At 44.6% G+C, this 24,404-nt stretch carries 18 protein-coding genes; 9 read left to right on the forward strand and 9 right to left on the reverse strand.

The features are described from left to right. Window positions 1-21 precede the first annotated feature (21 nt). On the reverse strand, window positions 22-471 hold the full coding sequence (locus C8N29_RS10110; RefSeq protein ID WP_107865944.1) for a hypothetical protein: 450 nt from the start codon (window positions 469-471) through the stop codon (window positions 22-24). 463 nt (window positions 472-934) lie between these two features. Here C8N29_RS10110 and C8N29_RS10115 point away from each other — a divergent pair, with 463 nt between their 5' ends. The 4 genes from C8N29_RS10115 (at window position 935) to C8N29_RS10130 (ending at window position 6,896) form a co-directional block, all read left to right on the forward strand. After that, entirely contained in the window at window positions 935-2,734 is a 1,800-nt protein-coding gene (locus tag C8N29_RS10115) for an acyl-CoA dehydrogenase C-terminal domain-containing protein (RefSeq protein ID WP_107865945.1), read from the forward strand. Between the two features lie 110 nt (window positions 2,735-2,844). Further along, window positions 2,845-4,620 carry an acyl-CoA dehydrogenase C-terminal domain-containing protein gene (locus tag C8N29_RS10120; RefSeq protein ID WP_107865946.1) on the forward strand — a complete coding sequence of 592 codons (1,776 nt, stop codon included), beginning with the start codon at window positions 2,845-2,847 and terminating at the stop codon, window positions 4,618-4,620. A 238-nt stretch (window positions 4,621-4,858) separates the two neighbouring features. After that, window positions 4,859-5,818: a hypothetical protein gene (locus tag C8N29_RS10125; protein ID WP_107865947.1), complete on the forward strand. Its 960-nt coding sequence runs from the start codon at window positions 4,859-4,861 to the stop codon at window positions 5,816-5,818. Between the two features lie 43 nt (window positions 5,819-5,861). Beyond that, window positions 5,862-6,896: a hypothetical protein gene (locus C8N29_RS10130; RefSeq protein ID WP_107865948.1), complete on the forward strand. Its 1,035-nt coding sequence runs from the start codon at window positions 5,862-5,864 to the stop codon at window positions 6,894-6,896. A 1-nt stretch (window position 6,897) separates the two neighbouring features. On the opposite strand, the gene C8N29_RS10135 is transcribed toward C8N29_RS10130, so the two are convergent. Further along, window positions 6,898-9,039 (reverse strand): response regulator, encoded by a 2,142-nt coding sequence (locus tag C8N29_RS10135; protein ID WP_170106956.1) that lies wholly within the window; start codon window positions 9,037-9,039, stop codon window positions 6,898-6,900. A 696-nt stretch (window positions 9,040-9,735) separates the two neighbouring features. Between C8N29_RS10135 and C8N29_RS10140 the strand changes: the two genes are divergently transcribed. Beyond that, a complete protein-coding gene (locus C8N29_RS10140; RefSeq protein WP_107865950.1) occupies window positions 9,736-11,970 on the forward strand; it encodes a CHASE2 domain-containing protein in 2,235 nt (744 codons plus the stop codon). A gap of 132 nt (window positions 11,971-12,102) precedes the next feature. Here the strand turns inward: C8N29_RS10140 and C8N29_RS10145 are convergent, their stop codons facing one another. The 3 genes from C8N29_RS10145 to C8N29_RS10155 are packed head-to-tail and all read right to left on the reverse strand — an operon-like array spanning window position 12,103 to window position 15,330. Next, window positions 12,103-13,053, reverse strand: a complete 951-nt coding sequence (locus C8N29_RS10145) for an alpha/beta fold hydrolase (protein WP_107865951.1) — start codon at window positions 13,051-13,053, stop codon at window positions 12,103-12,105. Then, complete coding sequence (locus C8N29_RS10150; protein WP_107865952.1) at window positions 13,053-13,865, reverse strand: SDR family NAD(P)-dependent oxidoreductase; 813 nt, start codon at window positions 13,863-13,865, stop codon at window positions 13,053-13,055. The genes C8N29_RS10145 and C8N29_RS10150 overlap by 1 nt, the downstream gene beginning before the upstream one ends. A 13-nt stretch (window positions 13,866-13,878) precedes the next feature. Then, entirely contained in the window at window positions 13,879-15,330 is a 1,452-nt protein-coding gene (locus tag C8N29_RS10155) for a flavin-containing monooxygenase (RefSeq protein ID WP_107865953.1), read from the reverse strand. A 165-nt stretch (window positions 15,331-15,495) separates the two neighbouring features. Between C8N29_RS10155 and C8N29_RS10160 the strand changes: the two genes are divergently transcribed. After that, window positions 15,496-16,143: a TetR/AcrR family transcriptional regulator gene (locus tag C8N29_RS10160; RefSeq protein WP_107865954.1), complete on the forward strand. Its 648-nt coding sequence runs from the start codon at window positions 15,496-15,498 to the stop codon at window positions 16,141-16,143. A 119-nt stretch (window positions 16,144-16,262) separates the two neighbouring features. Here the strand turns inward: C8N29_RS10160 and C8N29_RS10165 are convergent, their stop codons facing one another. Beyond that, window positions 16,263-17,093 carry an SDR family NAD(P)-dependent oxidoreductase gene (locus C8N29_RS10165; RefSeq protein WP_107865955.1) on the reverse strand — a complete coding sequence of 277 codons (831 nt, stop codon included), beginning with the start codon at window positions 17,091-17,093 and terminating at the stop codon, window positions 16,263-16,265. A gap of 117 nt (window positions 17,094-17,210) precedes the next feature. After that, a complete protein-coding gene (locus C8N29_RS10170; protein ID WP_204509322.1) occupies window positions 17,211-18,677 on the reverse strand; it encodes a flavin-containing monooxygenase in 1,467 nt (488 codons plus the stop codon). 102 nt (window positions 18,678-18,779) lie between these two features. Between C8N29_RS10170 and C8N29_RS10175 the strand changes: the two genes are divergently transcribed. Next, window positions 18,780-19,496, forward strand: coding sequence for a TetR/AcrR family transcriptional regulator (locus C8N29_RS10175; protein ID WP_107865956.1), 717 nt, complete (start codon window positions 18,780-18,782; stop codon window positions 19,494-19,496). 104 nt (window positions 19,497-19,600) lie between these two features. On the opposite strand, the gene C8N29_RS10180 is transcribed toward C8N29_RS10175, so the two are convergent. Continuing rightward, window positions 19,601-20,911 (reverse strand): TolC family protein, encoded by a 1,311-nt coding sequence (locus tag C8N29_RS10180; RefSeq protein ID WP_107865957.1) that lies wholly within the window; start codon window positions 20,909-20,911, stop codon window positions 19,601-19,603. Continuing rightward, the gene (locus tag C8N29_RS10185) at window positions 20,908-21,552 is read right to left on the reverse strand and encodes a TetR/AcrR family transcriptional regulator (RefSeq protein ID WP_107865958.1); all 645 of its coding nucleotides are present in this window, start codon (window positions 21,550-21,552) and stop codon (window positions 20,908-20,910) included. The genes C8N29_RS10180 and C8N29_RS10185 overlap by 4 nt, the downstream gene beginning before the upstream one ends. 262 nt (window positions 21,553-21,814) lie before the next feature. Here C8N29_RS10185 and C8N29_RS10190 point away from each other — a divergent pair, with 262 nt between their 5' ends. Both C8N29_RS10190 and C8N29_RS10195 read left to right on the forward strand, forming a co-directional pair. Then, window positions 21,815-22,843 carry an HlyD family secretion protein gene (locus C8N29_RS10190; protein WP_107865959.1) on the forward strand — a complete coding sequence of 343 codons (1,029 nt, stop codon included), beginning with the start codon at window positions 21,815-21,817 and terminating at the stop codon, window positions 22,841-22,843. Then, window positions 22,840-24,384, forward strand: a complete 1,545-nt coding sequence (locus tag C8N29_RS10195) for a DHA2 family efflux MFS transporter permease subunit (RefSeq protein WP_107865960.1) — start codon at window positions 22,840-22,842, stop codon at window positions 24,382-24,384. The genes C8N29_RS10190 and C8N29_RS10195 overlap by 4 nt, the downstream gene beginning before the upstream one ends. Window positions 24,385-24,404 lie beyond the last annotated feature (20 nt).

Below are 24,404 nucleotides of genomic sequence, written 5' to 3' on the forward strand. Positions count from 1 at the left end.
AGGGGGGCGATGCCCCCTTTTTTATTGATTAGCCGCAGCCGCTGCTGCTTTGGCTTGATGCTGAGCCGTAATCAATACTTGGGATAGGGTACTTAAAGTAGCAATAATGTCGCCATAGTCTGGCAATTTCGATTTAACGATATCAGACGTTGCATTGACTAAGGAAATCTTGTCGCCGAGTGACAATTGGCCACTTGAATAACTCACTAGATTGCTTTTAACCGCATCGATTGCCGATAAACGTGCTTGATATTTGCTAATACCTTGTGAAGACGTCTGTGTTTTCAGCGTCTCCTGTGTTTTTTGACGTTTAACATCCATTAAAATAATTAATGAGCCAACCGTTGCCAAACCAATCGCACTGTCTTTGAAGGCGGGTCTTGGTGTTGAGCCAGCACTATCAGAATTTGGCATTTGTACACAAGCCGACAGTAAGGCGGTACATAAGATACTGATGGTGAGTTTTTTCACGCTGTCATCTCCTGAGCGTTAGGGACTGTTGATACGTTGATGATAAAGCGGCCAAGTTGAGATTGGCGATAAACGCATAAGTTTTGAGCTACAACAAAGTTTAACACAACTATTTATGTAGCGTTGTCATGTCTCGGTAAGTGTTTTTGGGCTGTTGATGGGTTTGTGTGATTTTGTATTAGACAAAAAAGAACCTTGTAGTAGCGCGACTCAGCCAAAGATTTGATAAAAATAGTAAAGCAAAAAACTGATGTCATCATGACAGGCAGTAAATCTAAACGTCGTTTGTCAAACACAAAAGACGAATTTTAAGGCTAAAAACAGAGGTGTGAACGAGTGGTCACGAATTTGGCTGTATTGTGGAGCGGCTACTTTCTACACTATGTCACCGCTATTTTGTCCGCATATTAGATGCGACGTTCTTTAGACATAAAGTCTCTGTACTTTGCGAGAGGTTGTTACGATGGCTCAATATAAAGCTCCCCTCCGTGATATGCAATTTATATTGCATGACATGTTGAATGTAGAAAATCATTACGCTTCTATTCCTGCGTTTGCTGAGACAAACCGTGAATTAGTAGATAGCGTGATTGAAGCAGGCGCACAATTTTGCGAAAACGAATTAGCCCCTATCAATCGTAGTGGTGATGAAGAAGGCTGTCAATTTAATGATGGTGAAGTAACAACACCTAAAGGTTTCAAAGAAGCCTACAAAAAATTTGTTGAATTAGGCTTTGGTGCGCTGTCTGCTCCAGTTGAGCACGGTGGTCAAGGTTTACCTCCTTCATTAGGTATCGCGATGAGCGAGATGATGGGGACAGCTAACTGGTCTTGGGGTATGTATCCTGGTTTGTCCCACGGCGCAATCAATACGATTGAAGCACACGGCGATGCTCACCAAAAAGAAGTTTACTTAACCAAATTAATCTCTGGTGAGTGGACAGGTACTATGTGTTTAACAGAGTCTCACGCAGGTTCTGACCTTGGCACTATTCGTACGAAAGCCGAACCTCAAGCCGATGGCAGCTACAAAATCACAGGGACTAAAATCTTTATCTCTGCGGGCGAACATGACATGGCCGACAACATCGTCCATATTGTATTAGCACGCTTACCTGATGCGCCTAAAGGCACTAAAGGCATCTCCTTATTTATCGTGCCTAAATTCTTACCAACGACTGATGGTGGTGTGGGTACGCGTAATACGGTTAAGTGTGGTTCTATCGAACACAAAATGGGTATTAAGGCTTCGGCAACCTGTGTCATGAACTTTGACGGTGCAACAGGCTTCTTGATTGGCCCGCCAAACAAAGGCCTAAACTGCATGTTCACCTTTATGAATACCGCCCGTATTGGTACGGCTATTCAAGGTGTTGCTGCGGCTGAAGGTTCTTTCCAAGGCGCCCTAGAGTATGCACGTGACCGTACCGCAATGCGTTCTTTAACGGGTGCAAAAAACCCCGAAAAAGAAGCCGATTTAATTATCGTTCACCCAGCCGTACGTCAAATGCTTTTAACCCAAAAAGTGTTTGCGGAAGGTGGTCGTGCTTTAGTGTATTGGTTATCTATCTACAACGATATCGTACAAGGCTCTGCCGATGCTGAAGCTAAAAAAGCAGCCGATGATATGATGTCCTTGTTGACCCCAATCGCCAAAGCCTTCTTAACCGAAGTGGGTTATGAGGCTGCAAACCACGGTGTACAAGTATACGGTGGTCACGGATTTATTCGTGAATGGGGCATGGAACAAATCGTTCGTGATACCCGTATTGCCTTATTGTATGAAGGTACAACCCAAATCCAAGCCTTAGATTTATTGGGTCGTAAAGTATTACAAACTCAAGGTGCAATGCTCCGTAACTTTACCAAAGTTATCCACAAATTCTGCCAAGCCAACGAAGGCAATGCCGATATGGCACAATTCGTTGCTCCATTAGCTGCACTCAATAAAGAGTGGGGTGATGTGACTATGCGTATTGGTATGAAAGCCATGAGCAATGCCGACGAAGCAGGTGCGGCCGCCGTAGACTATATGATGTTCTCTGGTTATGTTACTTTAGCTTACTTGTGGGCATGGATGGCGCAAGTTGCCCAAGCTAAGTTAGCGGCTGGTGAAGGCGATGCTGCGTTCTATCAAGCAAAAGTGCAATCTGCGCAATTCTACTTTAAGAAAATATTGCCACGCACTAAAGCACATGTTGAAGTGATTGATGGCGGTGCAGAAACTTTAATGCAAATGACCGCAGATGGTTTTGCATTCTAAGTCGCACGGCTTATTTTGACAGAGTGCTGAACAAGCCCGCTAATCAGCGGGCTTTTTTACGAATCCCTCCCTAATCCTCCCTGAAACAAGGGAAAATGAAAGGAAAGAATATGCCAATTTATAAAGCGCCTCTGCGTGATATGCAGTTCACCTTAAATGAAGTCTTAGATGCCAATAGTTTTTGGCAAAATACGCCGCAATTGAGTCATGTTGATGCCGATACCGTGAACGCTATTTTGGAAGCAATGGCTCAGTTTAGCGAAGATATTTTATTACCCATTAACCGTAGTGGTGACGAAGAGGGCTGTACCTTTAACAATGGTGTGGTCACTGTTCCAGCAGGTTTTAAAGAAGCCTTTAAACAATATGCCGAAGGCGGTTGGATTGGTTTGGGTGCAGAAGAAGAGTTTGGCGGTCAAAGCATGCCCAAAATGCTTACCGTTTTAACCGATGAAATGTTATTTGCAACTAACCCATCGTTTACCTTGTATCCTTTGTTAACCATTGGTGCAGGTATGGCGATGGCTCAACACGCGAGTGAAGAGTTAAAAAACACCTATTTGCCCAAAATGTACTCTGGTGAATGGTCTGGCACCATGTGCTTAACAGAACCACACTCGGGTACTGATTTAGGTATTATCCGCACTAAAGCTGAACCACAAGCTGACGGTACATTCAAAATCACGGGTACTAAAATCTTTATTACCGGTGGCGAACACAACATGACCGAAAATCATGTGCATTTAGTGTTGGCTAAATTACCCGATGCACCTGCAGGTTCTCGCGGTATTTCCTTATTCTTAGTGCCTAAATTTATGGTTAATGCTGACGGTAGTGTTGGCGAACGTAATGCCGTGGGTGCAGGTTCTATTGAACACAAAATGGGTATTAAAGGCTCTGCAACCTGCGTAATGAACTTTGACGGTGCAACGGGCTTCTTAATTGGTAAAGTTAACGAAGGCTTAGCCGCCATGTTCGTGATGATGAACTACGAACGTTTATCCATGGGTATTCAAGGTTTAGGTGCTTCCGAAGCGGCTTACCAAAATGCGGCTGCTTATGCACGTGACCGTTTACAAGGTCGCTCGGCAACTGGTACCAAAATGCCCGAAAAAAATGCCGACAGCATTTTAGTACATCCTGATGTACGCCGTATGTTGTTAAAAATCCGTGCCAACAACGAGGCAGGTCGCGCTTTTGCTTTATACACCGCACAACAATTAGACGTGACCAAATTTAGTGATGACCCAGCTGCGCGTAAATTAGCCGCTGACCGCGTTGCTTTATTAACGCCTGTGGTAAAAGCCTATTTGACCGACAAAGGTTTAGAAAACTGTATCGAAGGTCAACAGGTGTTAGGTGGTCACGGTTTTATTCGTGAGTGGGGCTTAGAGCAATGGGTACGTGATACCCGTATTGCTCAAATTTACGAAGGTACTAACGGTGTACAAGCCCATGACTTAATGGGTCGTAAAGTAGCCAAAAACAACGGTGCTTTTGTTGCGCCATTAATTGCTGAAATGCGTGAATTTAATGCCACTTTAGCAAGTCATGCTAACTTGACCTTTATGCACGATGCTTTAGAACAAGCCATTCAAGATATTGAAAGTGCGACACAATTTGTGATTGAGCAATCGCAGCAAAATCCTGACCAAATCAATGCGGCGGCTGTAGATTATTTGCACGCCTTTGGTTTGCTAAACTTTGCCTATATGTTTGCCAAAATTGCTAAGGCGGCAGATGGTAAAGACGATACTTTCTATGCCGATAAATTACGTTTGGCGAAATTCTTTGTCACTCGTATGTTGCCAGAGTTAAAGTCGCGTGTTGCCAGCATTAAAGCAGGTTCTGACGTGATGATGGATTTTGACATGGCTTATTTCTAAGTCGGATTAACGTCTGATACAAAAAGGAGTGCTAGTCACTCCTTTTTTTATGGAAAACAATATACGTTTACAAGCCTAAGTTAGGAATATGTTATGGTTATATTTTGCTATCATGCGTATGCGTGTTAATAAGAAAAATCTTATGTTGTCATAACCAAAGTATTCGAGGAATAGTGTGCAACCGTGTCAGTTTAAATGGGCTATAGGCTTCGTATTTTATGTGATGATATCACCCACGATGGCAGATAATTTATCGAGCGTTGATTCTCCATATCCCACTGCCACCGTGCCTCCGACAACCCACAATTCAATATCACCAGAGCCAACGGATTGTATTCATCGTGATGCCGAAGGCCGTTTTTTGGGGTGGGTAGATAGTCAGCATTGTTTGTTATCTAACCGCACAACGATGACAGCACAGTGGTTTGACAGTTTGTTTGGTCACTGGCATGAACCTAATGAAGCCAAAATCCGTCTGCGAGTGATTAACGATATCAATTGGATTGAAGGGGAGGGCTTGAGTGCCAAACTACGTTTTAGAGCCTCTGCCGTACTGCCAAATGCGCGTAAACGTCTACGTTTAGTGGTGAGTGATGATGAAGACACCTTACACCCAGAGCGTAATCAGTTAAATAATCCTCAAGAGCCTAAAACCAGCGCGGCCATTCGCTGGATACCCGACACCTTGTCTCGGGTAAAATACAGCTTTGATATTGGTGTACATTCTACACCCGATATATTTGCCCGTGTACGCGCACAACGAAGCTGGCGCATTAGTGATAATTCGGTGATGAACTTTACCGAAACGCTACGTTATGGCCTGAAAGAAGAAACTAAGAGTGTTTCTCAATTACAAATAGAGCGCTTGTTAAACGATAAAACGGTATTTCGCTGGGGGAATGCCCTGCAATATTGGCAGGATGAACCAGACCCTGTGGGCTTACGATGGTCAGAAGATTGGAGTATTTTGCATCGTTTGGCGCAGCAAAAAACCATCTCCTATGGTATCGTGGTCGACGGTGTACAGCAGCCGCATTGGCAAGTTGAAAGTGATGGCATTTTTATTCTGTATAGACAATCGTTTTGGCGTCACTGGTTATATTATGAGATAGAGCCTCATCTAACCCGCTATCGTGACCAAGATTGGGATGTCGTATCCGCGATTATCTTTCGCTTAGAGGCAAATTTTGGCAACTAATCCCATATTATTGAATTTACTTCTGCGTTGAGAATCCGTTTTTATGGTTGCGCCCCTTCAGATACAGGCTAAAACGACACACCGTGGCTTATACGAAAGTTTTGACTTTCGCGGCGTCAGTGCAGACGAGCGTTATGCCTTTATTTTACGGCATACCTTCAGTCGACCGTGGTTGGCTAGAGGTCACTTAGAAGTGTCCTTATTGTGTTTTGACCGCCAAACCCGACAAACAATTTGTGTGTCTGAGCAAGAAGAACTCCGTCCCGAACAAGAAAAACAACTCTTGTTGCTCAAAGATTGGCAAAATTGTACCTTCAGTTTAGGTTCTGGCTCGTTTTTTACCATTCAACGCGATAACCTGCGTGGCAAATTACACACCAGTCAAGGCTCTATCAGTTGGAGTTTACGTTTATATCGTCAAGATAAGACGGTACACAGTTTTCCTCCTAATTTATGTATCAATCGCCTATGGCCAAGGCAGCAAGTCTCAATTTGTGACCGACAATTAAAATATTTAGGCAAAATACAGCATCATGCCTTAGATATTGCGGGTGAGTTTTTAGGCACGAATCATCACTATGCAGGACATGGTTATCCACTGGAATATGCCTCTGCACAAGGCCGCCATTTTGCCGAAGATAAAGACGCTTATTTTTATGGTTTGAGCAGTCGATTACACGTGGGGCAGGTGCTAAAAACCCCTTATTTGAGTATGGCCTCATTATATGTTTATGGTCGATGGTATAACTTTAGGCAGCTCAGTCGTAGTTTTAGGCATCAGTTAGAAGCGCTAGACAATTTTAGATGGCGTATTCAATTTAGCAATCAAGACTACGGTTTAGAGGTAGACGTGAATGGCCAAAATCCCCGCTTAACCGCATGGGCAGGATGGCATGTGCCACAACCGACGGGCAGCCGTGTTGTCGTAAAAGCTACGCCTTTTGCACAAGCCAAACTGACTTTATATAGTAAAACTAATATGGCGACCATTGCATCATTAACGACACAGTCGATGGAGCTAAGAACTTTATTGCCAGAAAATCTAGCCGAGGGATATGGCTTTTGGGTCGACCCTTAACTTAAGTCCAGCGCAAGAGCGCATTTTGTAAATCACCTAACTCAATCGGTTTGCTTAAGTGCTCGTTCATGCCCGAGTTAATCGCTTTTTGTTTTTGCTCATCTAAAATATGGGCAGTCAGAGCCAAAATAGGCAAGGGCTGGCGATGCTCTTGTTTTTCCCAGCGTCGAATTTCTTGGGCGGCACTATAACCATCCACAAAGGGCATATCGCAATCCATTAATACAATATCAAATTTATCGCGCATCACCGCTTGTACCGCCTCGCGGCCATTACTGACGATGCTGTGGTCGATGCCGAGTTTTTGCATCATGCCACGAATCACTTTCTGACTGAGTTGGTTATCTTCAGCAATCAACACTTTAATACGTCCCAATTGTGCACTGGTATTGTGTAATTCGGGTGGCTTGACTCCTTGTAGCCGTTTCAGCTCTTGGCTAATCGCTTGCCTGAGTTGTTTGCTGGTCACGGGTTTGCTAATGACACGGTGAATGCCTGCGTTACGTGCTAAGGTTTGAATATTGTTTTGACGTAAGCCCGTCAGCATAATCAAAATCACATCGTTGGTAATTAACGAGTCTTCTTTGAGTCGTGCGCCCAGTTGTAAGCCGCTCATACCTGGCATTTGATAGTCCATAATAATGACATCAAAGGCTTGACCTAAATTAGCGGCATTACGAGCAACGGCCAGTGCTTCTGTCCCACTTTCGGCAGAGCTAACCCGCATTCCCCATTGTGTGGCTTGTTCGGCTAATACTTTGCTGACGGTGCGATTGTCGTCAACCACCAGCATGCGTTTTCCTGCAAATGAAGCAATAAACTCGGTGGTAGAATCGGTAAAAACACTGCTTGGCGTTTTGAGGGGGAGGGCAAACCACACCATTGTTCCTTCGTGTGGTGAACTGTCGAGTTGGAGTTGGCCTGCCATGGCATCAACTAATTGTTGGCAAGTGGATAAGTCAGGGCCAATATGCCAAACATTATGGCTATCTTGCCGCACTTGTGGCACAAAAGCGGTGATGAGCTGTTGCTCTGTCATGCCTATGCCCGTATCTTGAACACTGAATTGAATACCTAAATCATTTTGCCAAATCGTACTTTTAATACTAATGACCACTTCGCCTGTTTCGGTAAAACGAATGGCGTTATGTACTAAACGCGACAAAATTTGCCGCAAACGTACGGCATCGCCCATCACTTGTTTGGGGAGTGCGGAGTCTAAATAACCAACCAGCTCAATATTTTTATCATCGGCCTGCCCCTTAAATAAATCTAAACAGTAATTGAGTAATTCGGCAACATCAAAGACTTCTTCTAAAATGGTGAGATTTTGGCCTTGAGCATGACCAACGTCTAAACGGTCATTTAATAAGTGTAAGAGTGCGTTGCCAGACGATTGAACGGTTTGTGCGTATTCTCGTTGTGCAGGGCTCAACGGCGTTTCGAGCAATAATTCCGCCATACCTAAAATGCCACTTAAGGGCGTGCGCATGTCATGACTGAGTGCTAACAAGATTTGCTGATGTTCTTCGCTGTTGGCTTCAACAGGTCGGGGTAACTCATCATGAGCATAGTGTTGTTTTTCGTATTGTGCATGTTGATAAATGGCCCATTGATTAATAAAAACACTGGCCGCAATACTCAATAAGGTTAAAAAATGAATGACCTCAGAACCACTCTGCCAATAGGCTTGGCTTAAAGAAAGATAGTTGGCCGAGACAATCAATAAGGTACAGGTCAGTAATAATTGAATATGTACGCGCTGAAAAATATCTTTGGTATGAATGGTGACTAACAAACACACAAGCAAAATAGCGCTGAGTGCCGTACTTGCGCCAAAGGCATAGGCTGTTGGTATCACTAATAAACTGAGAGAAATAGTGGCAATAATGGCCCAGTAGGTATAGACAATCTTTTTATCTAAACCTTGAGGTTGACACAAATAACGTACTTGTTCGCTCAAGGTTAAAATCGGTAGTGCGCACATCAGCGGAACGAGGTCACTGATATACGATTGACCGACAGAGAATGCTAAGAGTGATTGACTGACGATAAAGAGAATATTACGCCATTGCAGCGGCCAAGGATGACGCACTAAGCCAGAAAATAGGCCAGAAGCTAGGATAAAACCTAGGGCAAACATGGTCTCCCATATAGCGTCTAGTTGCATCGTAATAATAGCCTTAGTGAACGAGCACGAAAATAGAGCTTAGAAAATTGAGCGATAATCTGTCATTGGCTGTATCATTCGCCATGGCGTTTTGTCTGCTAATTTTTCAAATATGTGTTATGACTGTACACATACTATGTCATAAAATGCAAACTAGCATCATCTATAAACAATAAAGAGTGATAAGCGACCGCATAAACGATTATTCAGACAAGCGTGGGCGACAAAATGAGGGTGTGATTGTCGCGTCAAAGGCCACTTATTCCGTGCTGAATTGACATTATTATAACGTGATAGTGAGACAAAACGGGGCTTTTTTCTTGATAATCGCTGCCAATCTGTGATGGATGCAGCATTGACTGACCTAAGCGTCAATATAGCGTATGGGCTAAATATATGTCGAGCGGCATAGTGATGGAGCTAATGTACTAGGCTCAGCATTAAAGTCCTGACCGCCTCTACAGCCAGATAATAAACTGCGTTAATATTTGGTGGATAATACATACGGCCTATTGAGGTTTTGCCTGTGAGTTGCGTGGCCGATAAACAGTGACGCAGACAAAACACAACATGCAACGAATAGTGATGATATATATACCCTGAAATCCGAATTGACGATGATGTATTCCTGCTAACAACGTGGGGACTAATAAAAAGGATGTAAATCTTATGTGGGGCGTCTTACAACAACAGTTAAAACAACTCCCGATTTGGATGGGCTTAGTTATTTTAGGCTTTTTCTTAATAGTAGATATTATTGCCTTAAATAAACCACACAGTGTGGCCGACCAATCGTTACGCCGCTTGGATAACCTAGTCTATGACTGGCGCTTTCAGGCTTTACCGCCAGAACGCGACAGTCGTGTACCTATTGTGATTGTTGATATTGATGAGTTAAGCCTCAAAAAAGAAGGGCGTTGGCCGTGGTCACGTAGTAAATTAGCTGACCTCGTGACGGCCTTAGAACGTCAACAAGTGAAGCTAATTGGTTTTGACGTTGTTTTTTCTGAGCCAGAGCTAAATCCTGTCACCCAAGTGCTGACGCATGGGCAAGTCAGTGCCAGTGCACAAGCAGAGTTACAACAGCTCATTCCGCAATTAGATGGCGATACCCAATTTGCTAATGTCATTGCTAAACAGACGGTGCTTGGTTATTTTTTGCATAATACAGGCGGTATTCATGCAGGGGTGTTACCTGCGCCTTTTATGAAAATCGAAGATAAAGACCAAAAACGCTTAAGTATTAACTTCATGCCCGATTTTACGGGTTTATTACCACAATTGGCAGATAAAGCCTTAGGTGCAGGCTTTGTGAGTACTCTGCCAGATGCAGATGGTGTTATGCGCCGTTCGCCGTTAATTTTACGTTATGAGAATGGTCTATACAGTGCGTTATCTTTAGAGTTGGCTCGCCAATATTTGAATGCGCCCTATGTGAAATTACAAACCGTAAAAAGCGGGAACCAGTTACGTATTGAATCGCTAGCTATTGGCCAAAATACCTTCTATACCGATGAGTCGGGAATGGCTTTAATTCCTTATAAGGGCAAAGCGGGCAGTTATCCTTATTTGTCCGCTACCGATATACTCAATAATCCCAATGCTATTCCCATCTTAAAAGATGCAATTGTTTTAGTGGGTACGTCAGCGTTAGGCTTGACCGATTTACGAACCACGCCTTTGCAAACAGGTTATCCGGGTGTTGAGGTACATGCCAATTTACTCGATGCGATTATTCAAAGTACAGATAGCTACAATGCCTCATATTATCGGCCAGATTGGGAACCTGGTTTGACCTTTATTATTCTCTTAGTCAGTGGTTTGGTATTTATTTGGATTTTACCGCGCCTAGAACCTGCCTTTATGTTGGCCGTAGCAGGGGGTTGGTTAGCGGTATTGATATTAACTAACTTGGCAGCATGGAAGTCGGCACATTATGACTTGCCTTTAGCTATTTTGGTGTTATCCACGTTTAGTATTGCCGTACTCAATATTGGCTCAGGTTTTTTAAGAACCAATACCCAAAAGCGGGAGCTAAAAACCTTATTTGGTCAGTATGTGCCACCTGCGCATGTGGAAAGAATGTTAGAGAATCATCACTTAGCAGGTTTAGAAGGTGAATCCCGCCACATGACCGTATTGTTCTCGGATATTCGTAACTTTACGACGATTTCAGAAGGCTTAAAAGCGACCAAACTCAAACAGATGCTGAATGAGTTTTTTACCCCCATTACGGGGATTATCTTTGAGCATAATGGCACGATTGATAAATATGTTGGTGATATGGTGATGGCATTTTGGAACGCGCCATTACTTGACCCTCATCACGCCGAACATGCGATTGATGCCGCCTTAGCGATGTTGCATAAAGTAGATGAGCTCAAACCTATTTTTGTTGCCAAAGGCTTGCCAGAAGTCAATATTGGGGTCGGGATTAACACAGGCTTTATGAACGTGGGCGACATGGGGTCGATGTATCGCCGTACCTATACCGTACTAGGCGACTCGGTCAATTTAGGTTCGCGTTTAGAAAGTATCACCAAATTTTATGGTGTCAAACTTTTGGTTGGCGAAGGCACATACGACTTAGCCCCCCAATTTTTATATCGTTTAGTGGATAAAATTATTGTCAAAGGTAAGCGTGAGCCTGTGTGTGTGTATGAGCCTGTCTGTCGCTTAGAAGACGCGAGTGAAGGCCGTTTGAAGCGGGTAGAACAGTATAATCAGGCATTAGCGCATTATTATAGCCGCGAGTGGGATGCTGCCGAAAAAATATTACGCCAATTACATAAGTCAGACCCTGAGCGTAAACTTTACAATATGTATTTAGAACGGATTGCTGAGTTACGTTACGAGGTCTTGCCCGATGACTGGATGGGCGTATTTGAACATCGGAGTAAGTAGATGCACTAATGGTATAGCAGTGATGTTTGGAAATGGAGATATGACCTTATTTTTTGGTCATATCTTAGGTGCTGTTGATATTTTGAGTCGGATGTTTCTTGATAATCAAAACATCAACAGGCCTTACAAACCTTACTTGTTAGCTGGTGCGGTGTTGTTTTGCTTTTCAATAAAAGCTAGCACATCATGCGCACTGCGTGTTGGAGCCTCAAGCATGGGCATGTGTCCGAGGTCGTCATAAATCACTTGTTGACAGCCAACAATGCCCTGACACCAAACATCCGCAGCACTCACTGACACCAGTTCATCCTTTGCACCCCACATGACTAAAGTAGGCACACGGATATCGGCTAGCTGATTGTCCAATAAGTTAACATTGTGAAAGTCATTAAAAATACGCGCTAGCTGTGATTGTCGCGCAATATATTGGTCAGCTATCCAGTCCAAGGTGATACTTGGCATCCACGGTGCTTTAGCCATCGTCATGGGATAGAAACGGTAGAATCCTTCACGGTCACTAAATAGAAAAGGATTTTCACCTTTTGCCAAAAGTTTTCCCATGACACTAGGACGAGGCGAAGTAACGCCAGCAGCATCTATTAGGGTTGCACTCAGGATGCGTTGAGGATGGTCGTGTGCTAAGCGTGCAGCAATAAAACCACCCATTGAGTTACCGATAATATGTGCACGTTCTATGCCTAGCTGGTTCATCGCGTGGAGTACACGGCTGCTTTGGCTGGTCGTATCGTACTTGAGTTTGCTATCGAAACCCGTTTCGCCATGACCTGCAAGATCGACAATAATGACCCGATAACGGTCGGTGAAATGTCTAGCGAAGCGTATCCATACGTCTTTATCCGCACTGTAACCATGAATCATGATGACGGCGGGGGCATTTTGTACGCCGCCTTGTAGGGTGACGAGACGGATATCGCCACCATCGACACTTGACTTATCTAAACCATAGAGTGTGCGTTCTGCTGCCATTGTTAAATGATAGGCGTAGCCACCAAGTGCTGGATAAGTTGCGACTGTCGTGATGCCAACGGCTGCGAGTGTGCCAAGGAGTAGAAGTTTTTTCATCAGCGACGTACCTTGTTGTAGGGGCTAGGGTCAAGGACAGGCTTAATGTCAAACCATACAAGTTTAGCTAACCACTTTAAGGGCATAAAGTTAGAAGCCAGCCATGTTTTGAGTGAGTCCTTACCATAAACAATTTTGGCACTGCCTTTACTTAGCTTTGTCCGAACGTGGTAAGCAATATCTTCAGCACTGGTCTTAAGATAATGTTTGCTGAATGCTTGTTCTTCGCCGTTTATCTTACAAATATCGGTGGCGATACCTCCTGGATGCACTAAATGAGCAGTCACGCCTGTCTCTTGTAATTCGGTCATCAGAGCTTCGGTAAAACCACGTACTGCGAACTTACTTGCTGAGTAATCGCCGTGGTTAGGTGCGCCAATCAGGCCAAAAATACTCGAGACATTGACGATTTGCCCCGATTGTGCCTTCAGCATGGCGGGCAAAAAGGCTTGTGTGCCATTGACTACACCGCCCAAATTGATACTTAGGGTACGTTCAAATTCGCTAGGTGTTAGCTCCCAAACAGGCTTAAAACCACCCAAAATACCTGCATTATTGATAACAATATCCACACGGCCAAAGGTCTTGAGTACCTGCTCTGCGAACGCAAACATAGCACTGCGGTCTGCAACATCAAAGCTACAGCTGATAGTCTGGGGGTTGCCATAGAGCGCTACTGTCTCAGCTAAAGCACTGGCGTTATAGTCGTTGAGTGCTAAGTGTGCGCCAGCTTCAGCATAAACTTTGGCATAAGCGCGACCCATACCAGAGCCAGCACCCGTGATAACCACAATTTTATCTTTTAAGTTCATGATGATTTGCTCCTTAAGAGAATTCGTGATGCTGAGGTTTGAAGCGATTCGCCATCAGTCGATAGGTGAAACTAAAACCAGGAAACATCGCAATCACGTGACCGCTTTTAGATTGATACCAGCTATGACACCCCCCAGACTTCCAAACGGTTTGCTCCATTTCTGTATGAATCATCTGCGTATAGTCGGCTTCTGCGGCAGAGCTGACTTCCATCACCGCCTTATGACGCTGTTTCATCGCATCTAAACTTTTCATGATGTAATTCATTTGAGCTTCAATTACGAAAATAGCAGAGGTATGGCCAATCCCCGTATTGGGGCCAGTTACCACGAAAAAGTTGGGGAAACCTGGCATTGTCGTACCTAAGTAAGCGCGAGGATATTCCGCCCAAAACTCTTTGAGCGAACGACCCTCTTTGCCGATAACAGGGTAGCTAATCACTCCGTCCGTCGCATCGTAGCCCGTTGAGTAGATAATGATATCCAGTTCTATATGTTGACCATCTGTGGTGAGGATGCCTGTTGGTGTGATTTCGGCAATTCCTGAACCCTTAGTATGTAGCGTGACATTGTCACGGCAAAGGGCTGGATACAGGGTGTTGGATAAGATAATACGCTTACAGCCAATGGTGTAATCGGGTGTCACGGCTGCCCGTAATTCGGGGTCGGCAATCTGCTTTTCTATGTGTTTACGAGCAACGTTTTCGGCGAATTGTTTAAGACCCCAAGGAGAATACTTAAAACCGATAACACGGGTCTCTAACTCCCAATAGATGAGTGTACGTAGGGCTTTATGCAGTGGTTTGATACCCAGTAAAGCGCGTTGCCAGCCCGAAAACTTACGATCTGGCCGTGGCATGACCCAATGTGGCGTACGTTGAAAAACATGCAAATGACCACATTCAGGTGCGATAGCTGGAATTGCTTGTGCCGCTGATGCACCACTGCCAATAATCGCGACGCGCTTGCCTTTGAGACTGACATCGTGATTCCAGTTGTTCGTATGAAAGCTAATTCCTTGAAAGCTATCCCGACCAGCGAATTTAGGAATCACAGGGGTACTCAAGGGACCAGAGGCATTGATGACCACACGCGCACGTAGTTCACCTTGGCTAGTTGTCAGTATCCACTGTTGGCTGATCGTATCCCAACGTACATGTTCGACGTTGCAATGTGTGAGGGTGCGTTCACGTAGCGAATATTTATTGATGATGAAATGCGTATATTCCTCTAGTTCAGCCTGTTCCACGAACATCTGCGTCCATTTATAGGGTTCAAAGGAAATAGAGTAGAGCGGAGATTGCACATCGACGGCAGCACCTGGATAACTATTTTGGCACCATGTACCGCCCATAAACCCTCGTCGTTCAAGTATCTTAAAGTCGGTAATACCACGTTTCAATAGATTAATCGCTGCACATTGTCCGCCAAAACCACTACCGATGATGAGAATATCGTGTTGCATGTCTTGCCCTCATATTGGAGTCATTTGTTTATTTAGTATTGATTGATGTGGGCTAATATAAATCTGATGACAGATGTCGTCAACTATTTTGATGACAATTGTCGTCAGATTTTGACTAAACCTCAAGTGTTGCTAATCAGCTAAAATAGCCTTTATGATATAAATATGAAAAATCCAAGCAAACCATCCACGACTCGCAGTTATGCGGGCATTTCGCCAGAAGAGCGGGTAGCTCGTCGGCGTCAGCAATTTATTGATGCTGGTCGGCAATTATTTGGCACCATCGGCTACCGAAAGACGACTGTGCGCCTACTGTGTGCGGAAGCAGGGCTAACAGACCGCTATTTCTATGAGTCATTCCCTACCATTGAAGCCTTACTGGTGACGGTCTATCAAAATCTGATTGATGAATTAGAGCGGCGTATGCTCATGGCTTTAGCGACACAAGCGGAGAGCGATTTTAGTTCGCGTATTCGTGACGGTCTGGATGTTTTTTTTCAGGCAGCAGAAGATCCTGTGTTAGCACGCGTGGTATGGATTGAAATATTAGGCGTCAGCCCTGGTGCAGATGCAGTATATAATGTCGCACTACGTCGTTTTGTAAACATCATTTTCATCTTTACTAAAACGCATGTACCTCTATTGTCGGTCTCAGACGCGGTGGCACGTAGTATGTGTATGGGACTCATTGGTGCTGTCAGTGAGACAGTGAAAGATTGGGTACATAGTGGTTACGAACAGCCGCGTGAGGTCGTGGTGGAAGCGATGTCGGTCTTGTTCAAAAGTATGTTGACTTATATCCACGCAGAATAAGATTGTTTATAGCGCCTGATTATATCTGTATGCTCACTATATTTTTACAATCAACTATCAGCCTGAGATAATCCCTCTTGAGATAAGAAGGCGAAATTTCTTTCGCCTTCTTAAGGCGTTTAGCCCATCCATTTGGTGCTTAAAGATACAATTTTTTGATAGCCTGTTGGCAATAAACGCTGCATGGCATCAACCACATAAGCATCAGAACCAATTAAGGCACGGCGAGAGTCTTTTTGTACCGCTTTTAGAATCACATTGGCTGCTTCTGCGGGTGTGGTTCTGAATAGTTTTTCAAAGTTTTGTGTACTTGTTGACGGATTCAAACCAATGCTCTTAATGCTGTCATTCATTTTAGCGGCTTTAGCAATATTGGTTTTAATACCACCTGGATGAACACAAGTGACGCTGACTGGTGCATTTTCGATATCTAATTCTTGGCGTAGTGCTTCGGTAAAGCCACGTACCGCAAATTTACTGGCGTTATAAGCACTTTGAGAGGGTTGAGAGCAAAGACCAAAAATACTGGAAATATTGATAATATGGCCTTCACCAGACGCTTTTAAGTAAGGTAAAAATGCCTTGGTGCCATACACCACACCCCAGAAATTAATGTCCATGACCCATGCTAATTCATCATAACTCATGCCTTCAACGGTGCTACCTAACGCCACCCCTGCATTATTGAAAATTAAGTTGACTTTGCCGTGGTCACGGACGACGGCATCCGCCCAAGCATGGACGCCATCTTTATTGGAAACATCTAATTTTTGGCTAGTGACATTGATGCCAAAGGCTTTGGCTTGGGCGACGGTTTCTGCTAAGCCTGTTTCATTCACATCACTTAAGGCTAAATGACAACCTTGTTTAGCGAGGTTTAAGGCTAATGCACGACCAATGCCTGAGCCTGCCCCTGTGATTGCTGCGACTTTATTTGCAAATGATTTCATGGATAATTACCTAGGTTGTAGCACCAGTGTCCCCAAGACAAATCGTGCTGTATGTGGTGAACAGGGGACGAATCATAACAACTCTGTCCCCAAGGGATTAAAGCAGTTTAGGCCAAATTAGCGGTCAATCTGATAATTTTGAGCATCAAAACGTGCCGTTTTGCGTCTAAAGTCGAAGGTAAAGCCTGGCCAAAGGGTAGTATTTTTACCGCTGGCATTGACATACCAACTTTGACAGCCTGTACTCCACACGGCACCGCCTAATTTCTCTTGTAAATCGGTGTTGAAGCTCTGTTGGCTCTCGGCTTTAACATCCACTTCTTTCCAGCCGTATTTCTGCATTTTCTTAACAAAGTCCATGACATAAGCCACTTGTGACTCAATCATAAATACCATGGAGCTATGACCTAAACCTGTGTTGGGACCCATCAATAAAAATAAATTGGGAAAACCCGACATAGTACTGCCCAAATAGGCTTGTGCGCCTTCTTGCCATGTGTCTAATAAATCGACACCGCCTTTACCAAAAATTGCCCCGCGTGGAATGGGATCTTGTGCCTTAAAGCCTGTGCCAAAAATAATCGCATCAATTGGACGTTCTACACCATCATCGCCCACAATGCTGTGCGCGCGCACTTCTTTAATCCCATGGGTGATAACATCTACATTCTTTTGCGCTAAAGAGGGGAGATAGTCGTTAGAAATCAACACACGTTTACAACCAAAGGCGTAATCGGGCGTGACTTTTTTTCGTAATACGGGGTCTTTGATGGCTTGACGAATATGACGACGAGCTTGCAGTTCGGGCAGTTTCATCACGCGCGGATTAAGTACAAAACCTAAAACACGGCTTTCTAGTTGTAAATAAATGGCATTACGCATCGCTTCTTGGGTTTGTGGTGCATACTTAAATAGAGTGCGTTCAGCGCGTGTAATGTCACGGTCGGGTTTAGGCATAATCCACGGTGGTGTACGCTGATACAAATCTAAATGCGCGACTTTAGGCACAATTTGTGGCACAAACTGAATAGCACTGGCACCTGTACCAATGACGGCAACGCGTTTGCCTGTTAAGTCATAGTCGTGTTGCCAATCTTGAGAGTGGAACTGTACGCCTTTGAATTTGCTTAAGCCTTTAATGGATGGATAAGCAGGAGTACTTAGACCGCCCATACCCGATACCACGACATTGGCTAAAATGGTTTGACCACTGGCGGTTTCTAAACGCCATAATTTATGTTCTTCTTCATAGACGGCTGTTTTAACGGCTTGCCCAAATTGGATGTGTGGCATCAGACCATATTTACGCGCACAATGTTGTAAATAGGCTTTGATTTCGGGTTGCGGGGCATACATGCGTGTCCAATTAGGATTTGGCTCAAACGAAAAAGAGTATAAATGGGATTGCACATCACAGGCACAACCAGGGTAATGGTTATCACGCCATGTGCCGCCGACATCATCGGCTTTTTCTAAAATGGTAAAATGGTTAAAACCTGCTTTTTTGAGGGCAATCCCCATGCCTAAGCCAGAAAAACCAGTGCCAATAACAACCACTTGGTAATCGGGAACAATTGTGTGCATTATGTGTATACCAAACTAGACAACGATTGTTGTCAAATTTATAATCTGACAATATATGTTGTCAACATATGAATGCCCTAAATAGAGAGTTTTTTTACAAAAATGACTGAATCATTGTCTGATGGTAAGAAAAAACGTAGTTTTCGTGGTGTCAGTCCCGAACAACGTCAAGCGGAGCGCCAACAAAAGTTTTTAGAGGCCGCATTACAATGTTATGGCACACATGGTTTTTATCATGTCACCGTACGCGAGTTGTGTGCTGAAGCTAAATTGACGGAACGTTATTTTTATGAGTCGTTTAAGAATAGCGAAGCCTTGTTGGTCGCGGTGTATCAGCGTTTAATTACCGATATGCAAAATACGATTATCAGCAAAGTCTTGTCGGCAGGAACACAAGCCCCCAATGCGTTGATTCGTTTGGGGTTGACCACTTTTTTACGGTATGTGTCTGAGGATGCGCGTATTGCGCGTATTTTATTTATTGATATTCCCCATGTGCGTTTTGAAAATAAAGCCCTGATTATGGAGACCATGAGTACCTTTGATACCATGCTGCAACAGTTTGGCCGTATTTTGTTTCCGCATTTGCCAGAAGAAGGCGTGAATGTCGAGTTAGTCACGTCGGGCTTAAACGGCGCTAACATCCATATTGTCATGCGTTGGGTACACAGTGGCTTTAGTTACCCCTTTGAAGAGGTGTTAGAAAGTTGTTTTACGATTTTTGCGGCAATGGCGGCATATTTGGCGCAACATCAACAGACGCCTGTGTTATCTGAGGCGAGTAGTGCTGTTGAAAATACGCCTGCGCTTGATGTGTAGGCGAAAAATCGATGCCTTCTTCCAGCGTGTGTATCACAGGTAGTGTGACTGCACAGGCATGACCTTCAACGCGAAAGTCTGCTGCTGACAGGGCGCTGTTGTGCTTAAAAAGTGTGGGCATATTGTGTCTCTTGTGTCTTGTTGGTTGATAGCTGGCGTGTATCTGGCGTTAATACCGATAAATCACCGATGACTGAAAGCACTTGATAAGACGCCAGACCTCTCTCTTGTTCACTTAATAACAAATTGATTTTTGCAGCCAATAATTCGCGCTCTGCATTCAATAAATCAAGTGTGGTACGTGTGCCGACCTGTAGTTCTTTTTGTGTGCTAAGGAGGGCGATTTGTGCCGCTTGTACTTGGGCTTGATACGCAGGGACTTGTGCATTTGCCGCTTGCCAATGTTGCCATGCACTCGTCATGTCTTGTTGAATCGTCGCGCGCTCATCGATGAGTTGTTGTTGACTGGCAAGGTATTCTGCCTGAGCACTGCGGATTAATGCCTGTGGCCGCCCGCCTTGATAGAGCGGTAGTTGCGCCTGTACAAAAACGCCCCACGTACTCATGCGCTCATAGCCAAAATCCGTATTGTCTTGACTGGATGCTCTGGCCTGTAAATTGATACGGGCTTTATCGTCACTTTCGGCGAGTTGAATGGCTTTTTCCTTGAGTTGGACTTGTTGCATTTGGCTTTGCAAGCGTGGCGATTGTTGTGCCAGTACTAAGGCTGCTTCTAAGTTGGCAGGTAGAGGGATATTTGGTAACTGTAGGCTAATCTGTTGTGGGACTTGCCCTGTTAACTGCTGAAAACGTGCTTCACTAATGACCAGTTGCGCTTGCGCTTGACTGAGTTGCGCTTTGGCTTCGGCAAGGCGTGCATCTGCCAAGGCGATATCGGTGCGAGTGACTTCGCCTGCATTGAAGCGTTTAACCGTATCTTGTTGTGCTTGACTTAAGGTATTCACGGTTTGCTGGTATAAATTGATTAACGATTGGTCTTTACCAATGGCGGCATAAGCGATAATCGTTTGCATGGCAATCGTGATTTGGCGTTGTAGTTGCGCTGTTTCACTGACAGTTAACTGGAGTTTGGCCATATCAACCGCCGTGTCTAACGCGCCCGCACTGTACAATGATTGATTGACCACCAAACTAAGCTGGTTAGGCCAACGTAAACCTGATTCAGGAAAGGGAGCACGGGTATCTACACGGGAACGACCCCATTCACCTGTCAGCATCACGTGCGGTTTTAACTGCGCTTGCTGCTGTTGTACCTCGGCTATTTGCGCTTGAATCTGTTGTTGCCCTGCTTGTAGTTGCGGGTGAAAGATCAGTGCCTGTTCAACAGCTTCAGCAAGGCTTTGTGCTTGGGCAAATAAGGGAATACATAACAGCATAAACGCGCCTAACTTCATGCTTGATAGCCTCGTAAAAAGGTTCGTACCGCATCTTTGACATAATCATCACGGTCGATATGCTCGGGAAAAGGGGACAGTCCCAATAAAGCTCGCCATTGCACATGGCCTTTAATCATTTCCATAAACTGAATCGCTGCAATGTGAGGATGTGGACAATCAATCACCCCTGCGTGGTGATGTCGTTCCAAAAAGTCAGCCAGTAAACCTAAACCATATTTGGGGCCTGTGTTGTAGGCCATGTGCGCAAGGTCAGGAAAACGTGCCGCTTCGGAAGCTAAGGCTCGAATCATGGCAATACGCTCGGCATCCACAGAAGCGCTTAACACCCGCTGTGCAAAGTGTGTTAATGTTTGCTCTAAATCATCACTCACATCATTGGGAATTTCCAGTTGCGCCAGAAAGGCTTGGCAACGTTCGGCAAACATGGCGGCAAATAAGCCTTCTTTACTGCCAAAATATTTATACACACTGGCTTTAGAGCCACCTGTACGTTGTACAACCTCATCAATACTGGTGCCTGCGTAGCCTTTTTCTAAAAAAATAGCGCGTGCCGCTTGTAAAAAAGCGTCCCGCCGTTGTTCTCCGCGCGAGGTCGCAGGACAACAAGGCCAAGTGAGTTTATGATTATCGTTTATCATCAGTGACACACCTTGGTTGCGTAAAGTCCGTGTTAAGAGTTGTTGAATAACAGAAAAACTCGTTGCGCTATTTTACCCATTAACGCCACGCGCACGCAAAATATCAATCCACTCGACCCTATGATTCATGGCTAACTGACGTAAACCTATTGGCATTTGTCAGGCCAAATATCGTCTTAAAGCTCTCGATAAGGGCTTGAAATGAACTGTACTGTTCAGTACATTATCAAACATGGTTTAAGAATACAAGAGAGTTGCCATCATGAGTCAACCAAGCACCAATAAGCTGCCCTTTGTCATTGTGGGATTGTTGCTTATTTTGGGCATAGGATTAGGCACGTATTGGGCGATGTATGGTCGTTATCAGGAATCTACGGATAATGCGTATATCAAAGCAGAAACCACCTTTATCACGCCGCGTGTAGGAGGGGAGGTTGTTGAATTATTAGTGAAAAATAATCAACGTGTGCGTGCGGGTGAGGTGTTGCTACGTTTAGAAAATACCGACTACAAAGCAAAAGTAGAAAATGCCCGCGCACTATTAGCGATGAAACAGGCCGCTTTAGGCATAAATTATCAGCAAAATCAGATGCAAAAGGCCTTGACTCAGGAAGCACAGGCCAATTTACGTGCCGCAAAAACAGAGGTCACACGTTTAGCATTAGAACTAGAACGGGCAAAAACATTGGTAGCAGAGGGCGTGGCTACCAAGCAGCGTTTAGATAATGCCAATGCCGCCTATCAAAGTGCCTTAGCCAATGCCGAGCGTAGTCAAGCGGCGATTATTGCGGCACAAGCCCAACAAGCTGCTGTGGGGACGGGTCGAGAGCAAGCCTTGGCGGAAATAGAGGCGGCAAAAGCCAGTTTAGCCTTAGCCGAGTTAGACTTGGCCGCGACGGAAATTAAAGCGCCTATTGCGGGCGTCGTGGGGGATTTAGGCGCGCGTTTAGGTAGTCGTGTGGCGGTAGGTTCACGTTTATTGGCGATTGTGCCCGTGGCCGATGTGTTTGTAGAAGCAAACTTCAAAGAAACCCAACTCACGCACATGCAAGTCGGACAACGCGCCCAAATTAGCGTCGATGCCTATCAGGATAAAATATTTACAGGCCATGTTGACAGTATTGCTCCTGCCTCTGGTGCTGAGTTTGCCTTGTTGCCACCCGATAATGCGACGGGTAATTTTAATAAAATAGTGCAGCGCTTATCGGTTAAGATTTTACTTGACCAGCCAAACGACGGACTATTATTAAAGTCTGGTATGTCTGCACAAGTGACGGTGAGCCTCAAATGAGCGCCACAGTATCCAGTACAGTGGCCTATCGGCGGGCTTGGATTGCTTTTTGTGCCTTAATTTTTGGCAATTTTATGGCGATACTTGACATTCAAATTGTGGCAAGTTCGCTCAACGAATTACAGGCAGGCATGAGTGCCAGTCAAAGCGAAATAGCGTGGGTGCAAACCAGTTATTTGATTGCAGAAGTCATTGCGATTCCTTTATCCAGTTATTTGTCTCGATTGTTATCAACCCGTGTCTATTTTGTCATCAGTGCGGTGGGGTTTGCCTTAGCAAGTTTGGCTTGCGCTTTTGCATGGAATCTGGGTTCATTACTTGTCTTTAGAGCGCTCCAAGGCTTTTTGGGGGGCGGCATGATTCCAACCACGATGGCGGCATTATTTTTATTATTCCCGCCAGACAAACGTACCACGCCTATCGTTTTAGTGAGTATGGCCTCTACCTTAGCCCCTGCGGTTGGCCCAACGCTGGGTGGCTTTTTAACGAATTATTTTTCTTGGCATTGGATGTTTTTAATCAATCTTGCGCCTGCTCTCATCATTGCCAGTATCGTTTGGTCTTACTTGGATATCGATAAGCCCGATTGGTCGTTATGGCACAACATGGATTGGCTAGGTTTATCAGCGATGGCTCTGTTTTTAGGGAGCTTAGAATATACCTTAGACGAAGGCCCGCGCCATGATTGGTTTAATGAACAAGCCGTGCTAATGAGTGCCATCTTTGCCCTTGTGTCGGGCGTTATCTTTTTTTGGCGTAGTTTGACCCATACTAACCCGATAGTGAATTTACGTGTATTTGCCAATCGAAATTTTGCTGTTGGCTCGGTCATTTCCTTTGTTGTCGGTGTCAGCTTATATGGCATGGTGTATTTGATCCCCATGTTTTTAGGTAAAGTGCGAGGCTTCAATAGTTTGCAAATTGGCGAAATTATGATGGTCATGGGCATTGCGATGTTTTTAACAGCCCCCCATATTGGCCGACTGTCGGCAAAAATGGATACACGTATCCTTGTCGGTATGGGTTTAGTCACTGCGGCCAGTGGGGTATGGTTGAATTCGCATTTAACGTCTTTGGCAGGCATGGAGCAATTGTTTTGGCCACAAATTATGCGTGGTGTGGGGTTGATGTGCGCCATGATTGTCATGTCGCAGTTGGCATTAAGTACCTTAGCCGTCACAGAGTTAAAAAATGGCAGTGCGTTATTTAATCTGACGCGTAATATGGGGGGCGCCATAGGTTTGGCAGCAATTAATACCATTATGGACTGGCGTTTTGCCTTTCATTGGCAGCAGTTAGCCAGTTTTACCGACCCCGCTCGGCCAGCAGTACAGCATTTTTTAGAAGCAAGCAGCATGGCAATCGCAAGCGATTTAGGTGAGCAGCGCTCGCAAGCGGCATTATCGTTGTTGCAGCAGAAATTAACGACACAAGCTACTACCTTAGCCTTTAATGATGTGACCTTGTTATTGTCAATACTCATTTTAAGTGTCTTATTTTTACTGCCGTTTATTGAAAAGCCTGCCCCTATAAAGTCATGAGTAATAGACCTAGTGCCATG

This window comes from Agitococcus lubricus (assembly GCF_003051055.1).
In the GTDB taxonomy this organism is placed as follows: Bacteria; Pseudomonadota; Gammaproteobacteria; order Pseudomonadales; family Moraxellaceae; genus Agitococcus; species Agitococcus lubricus.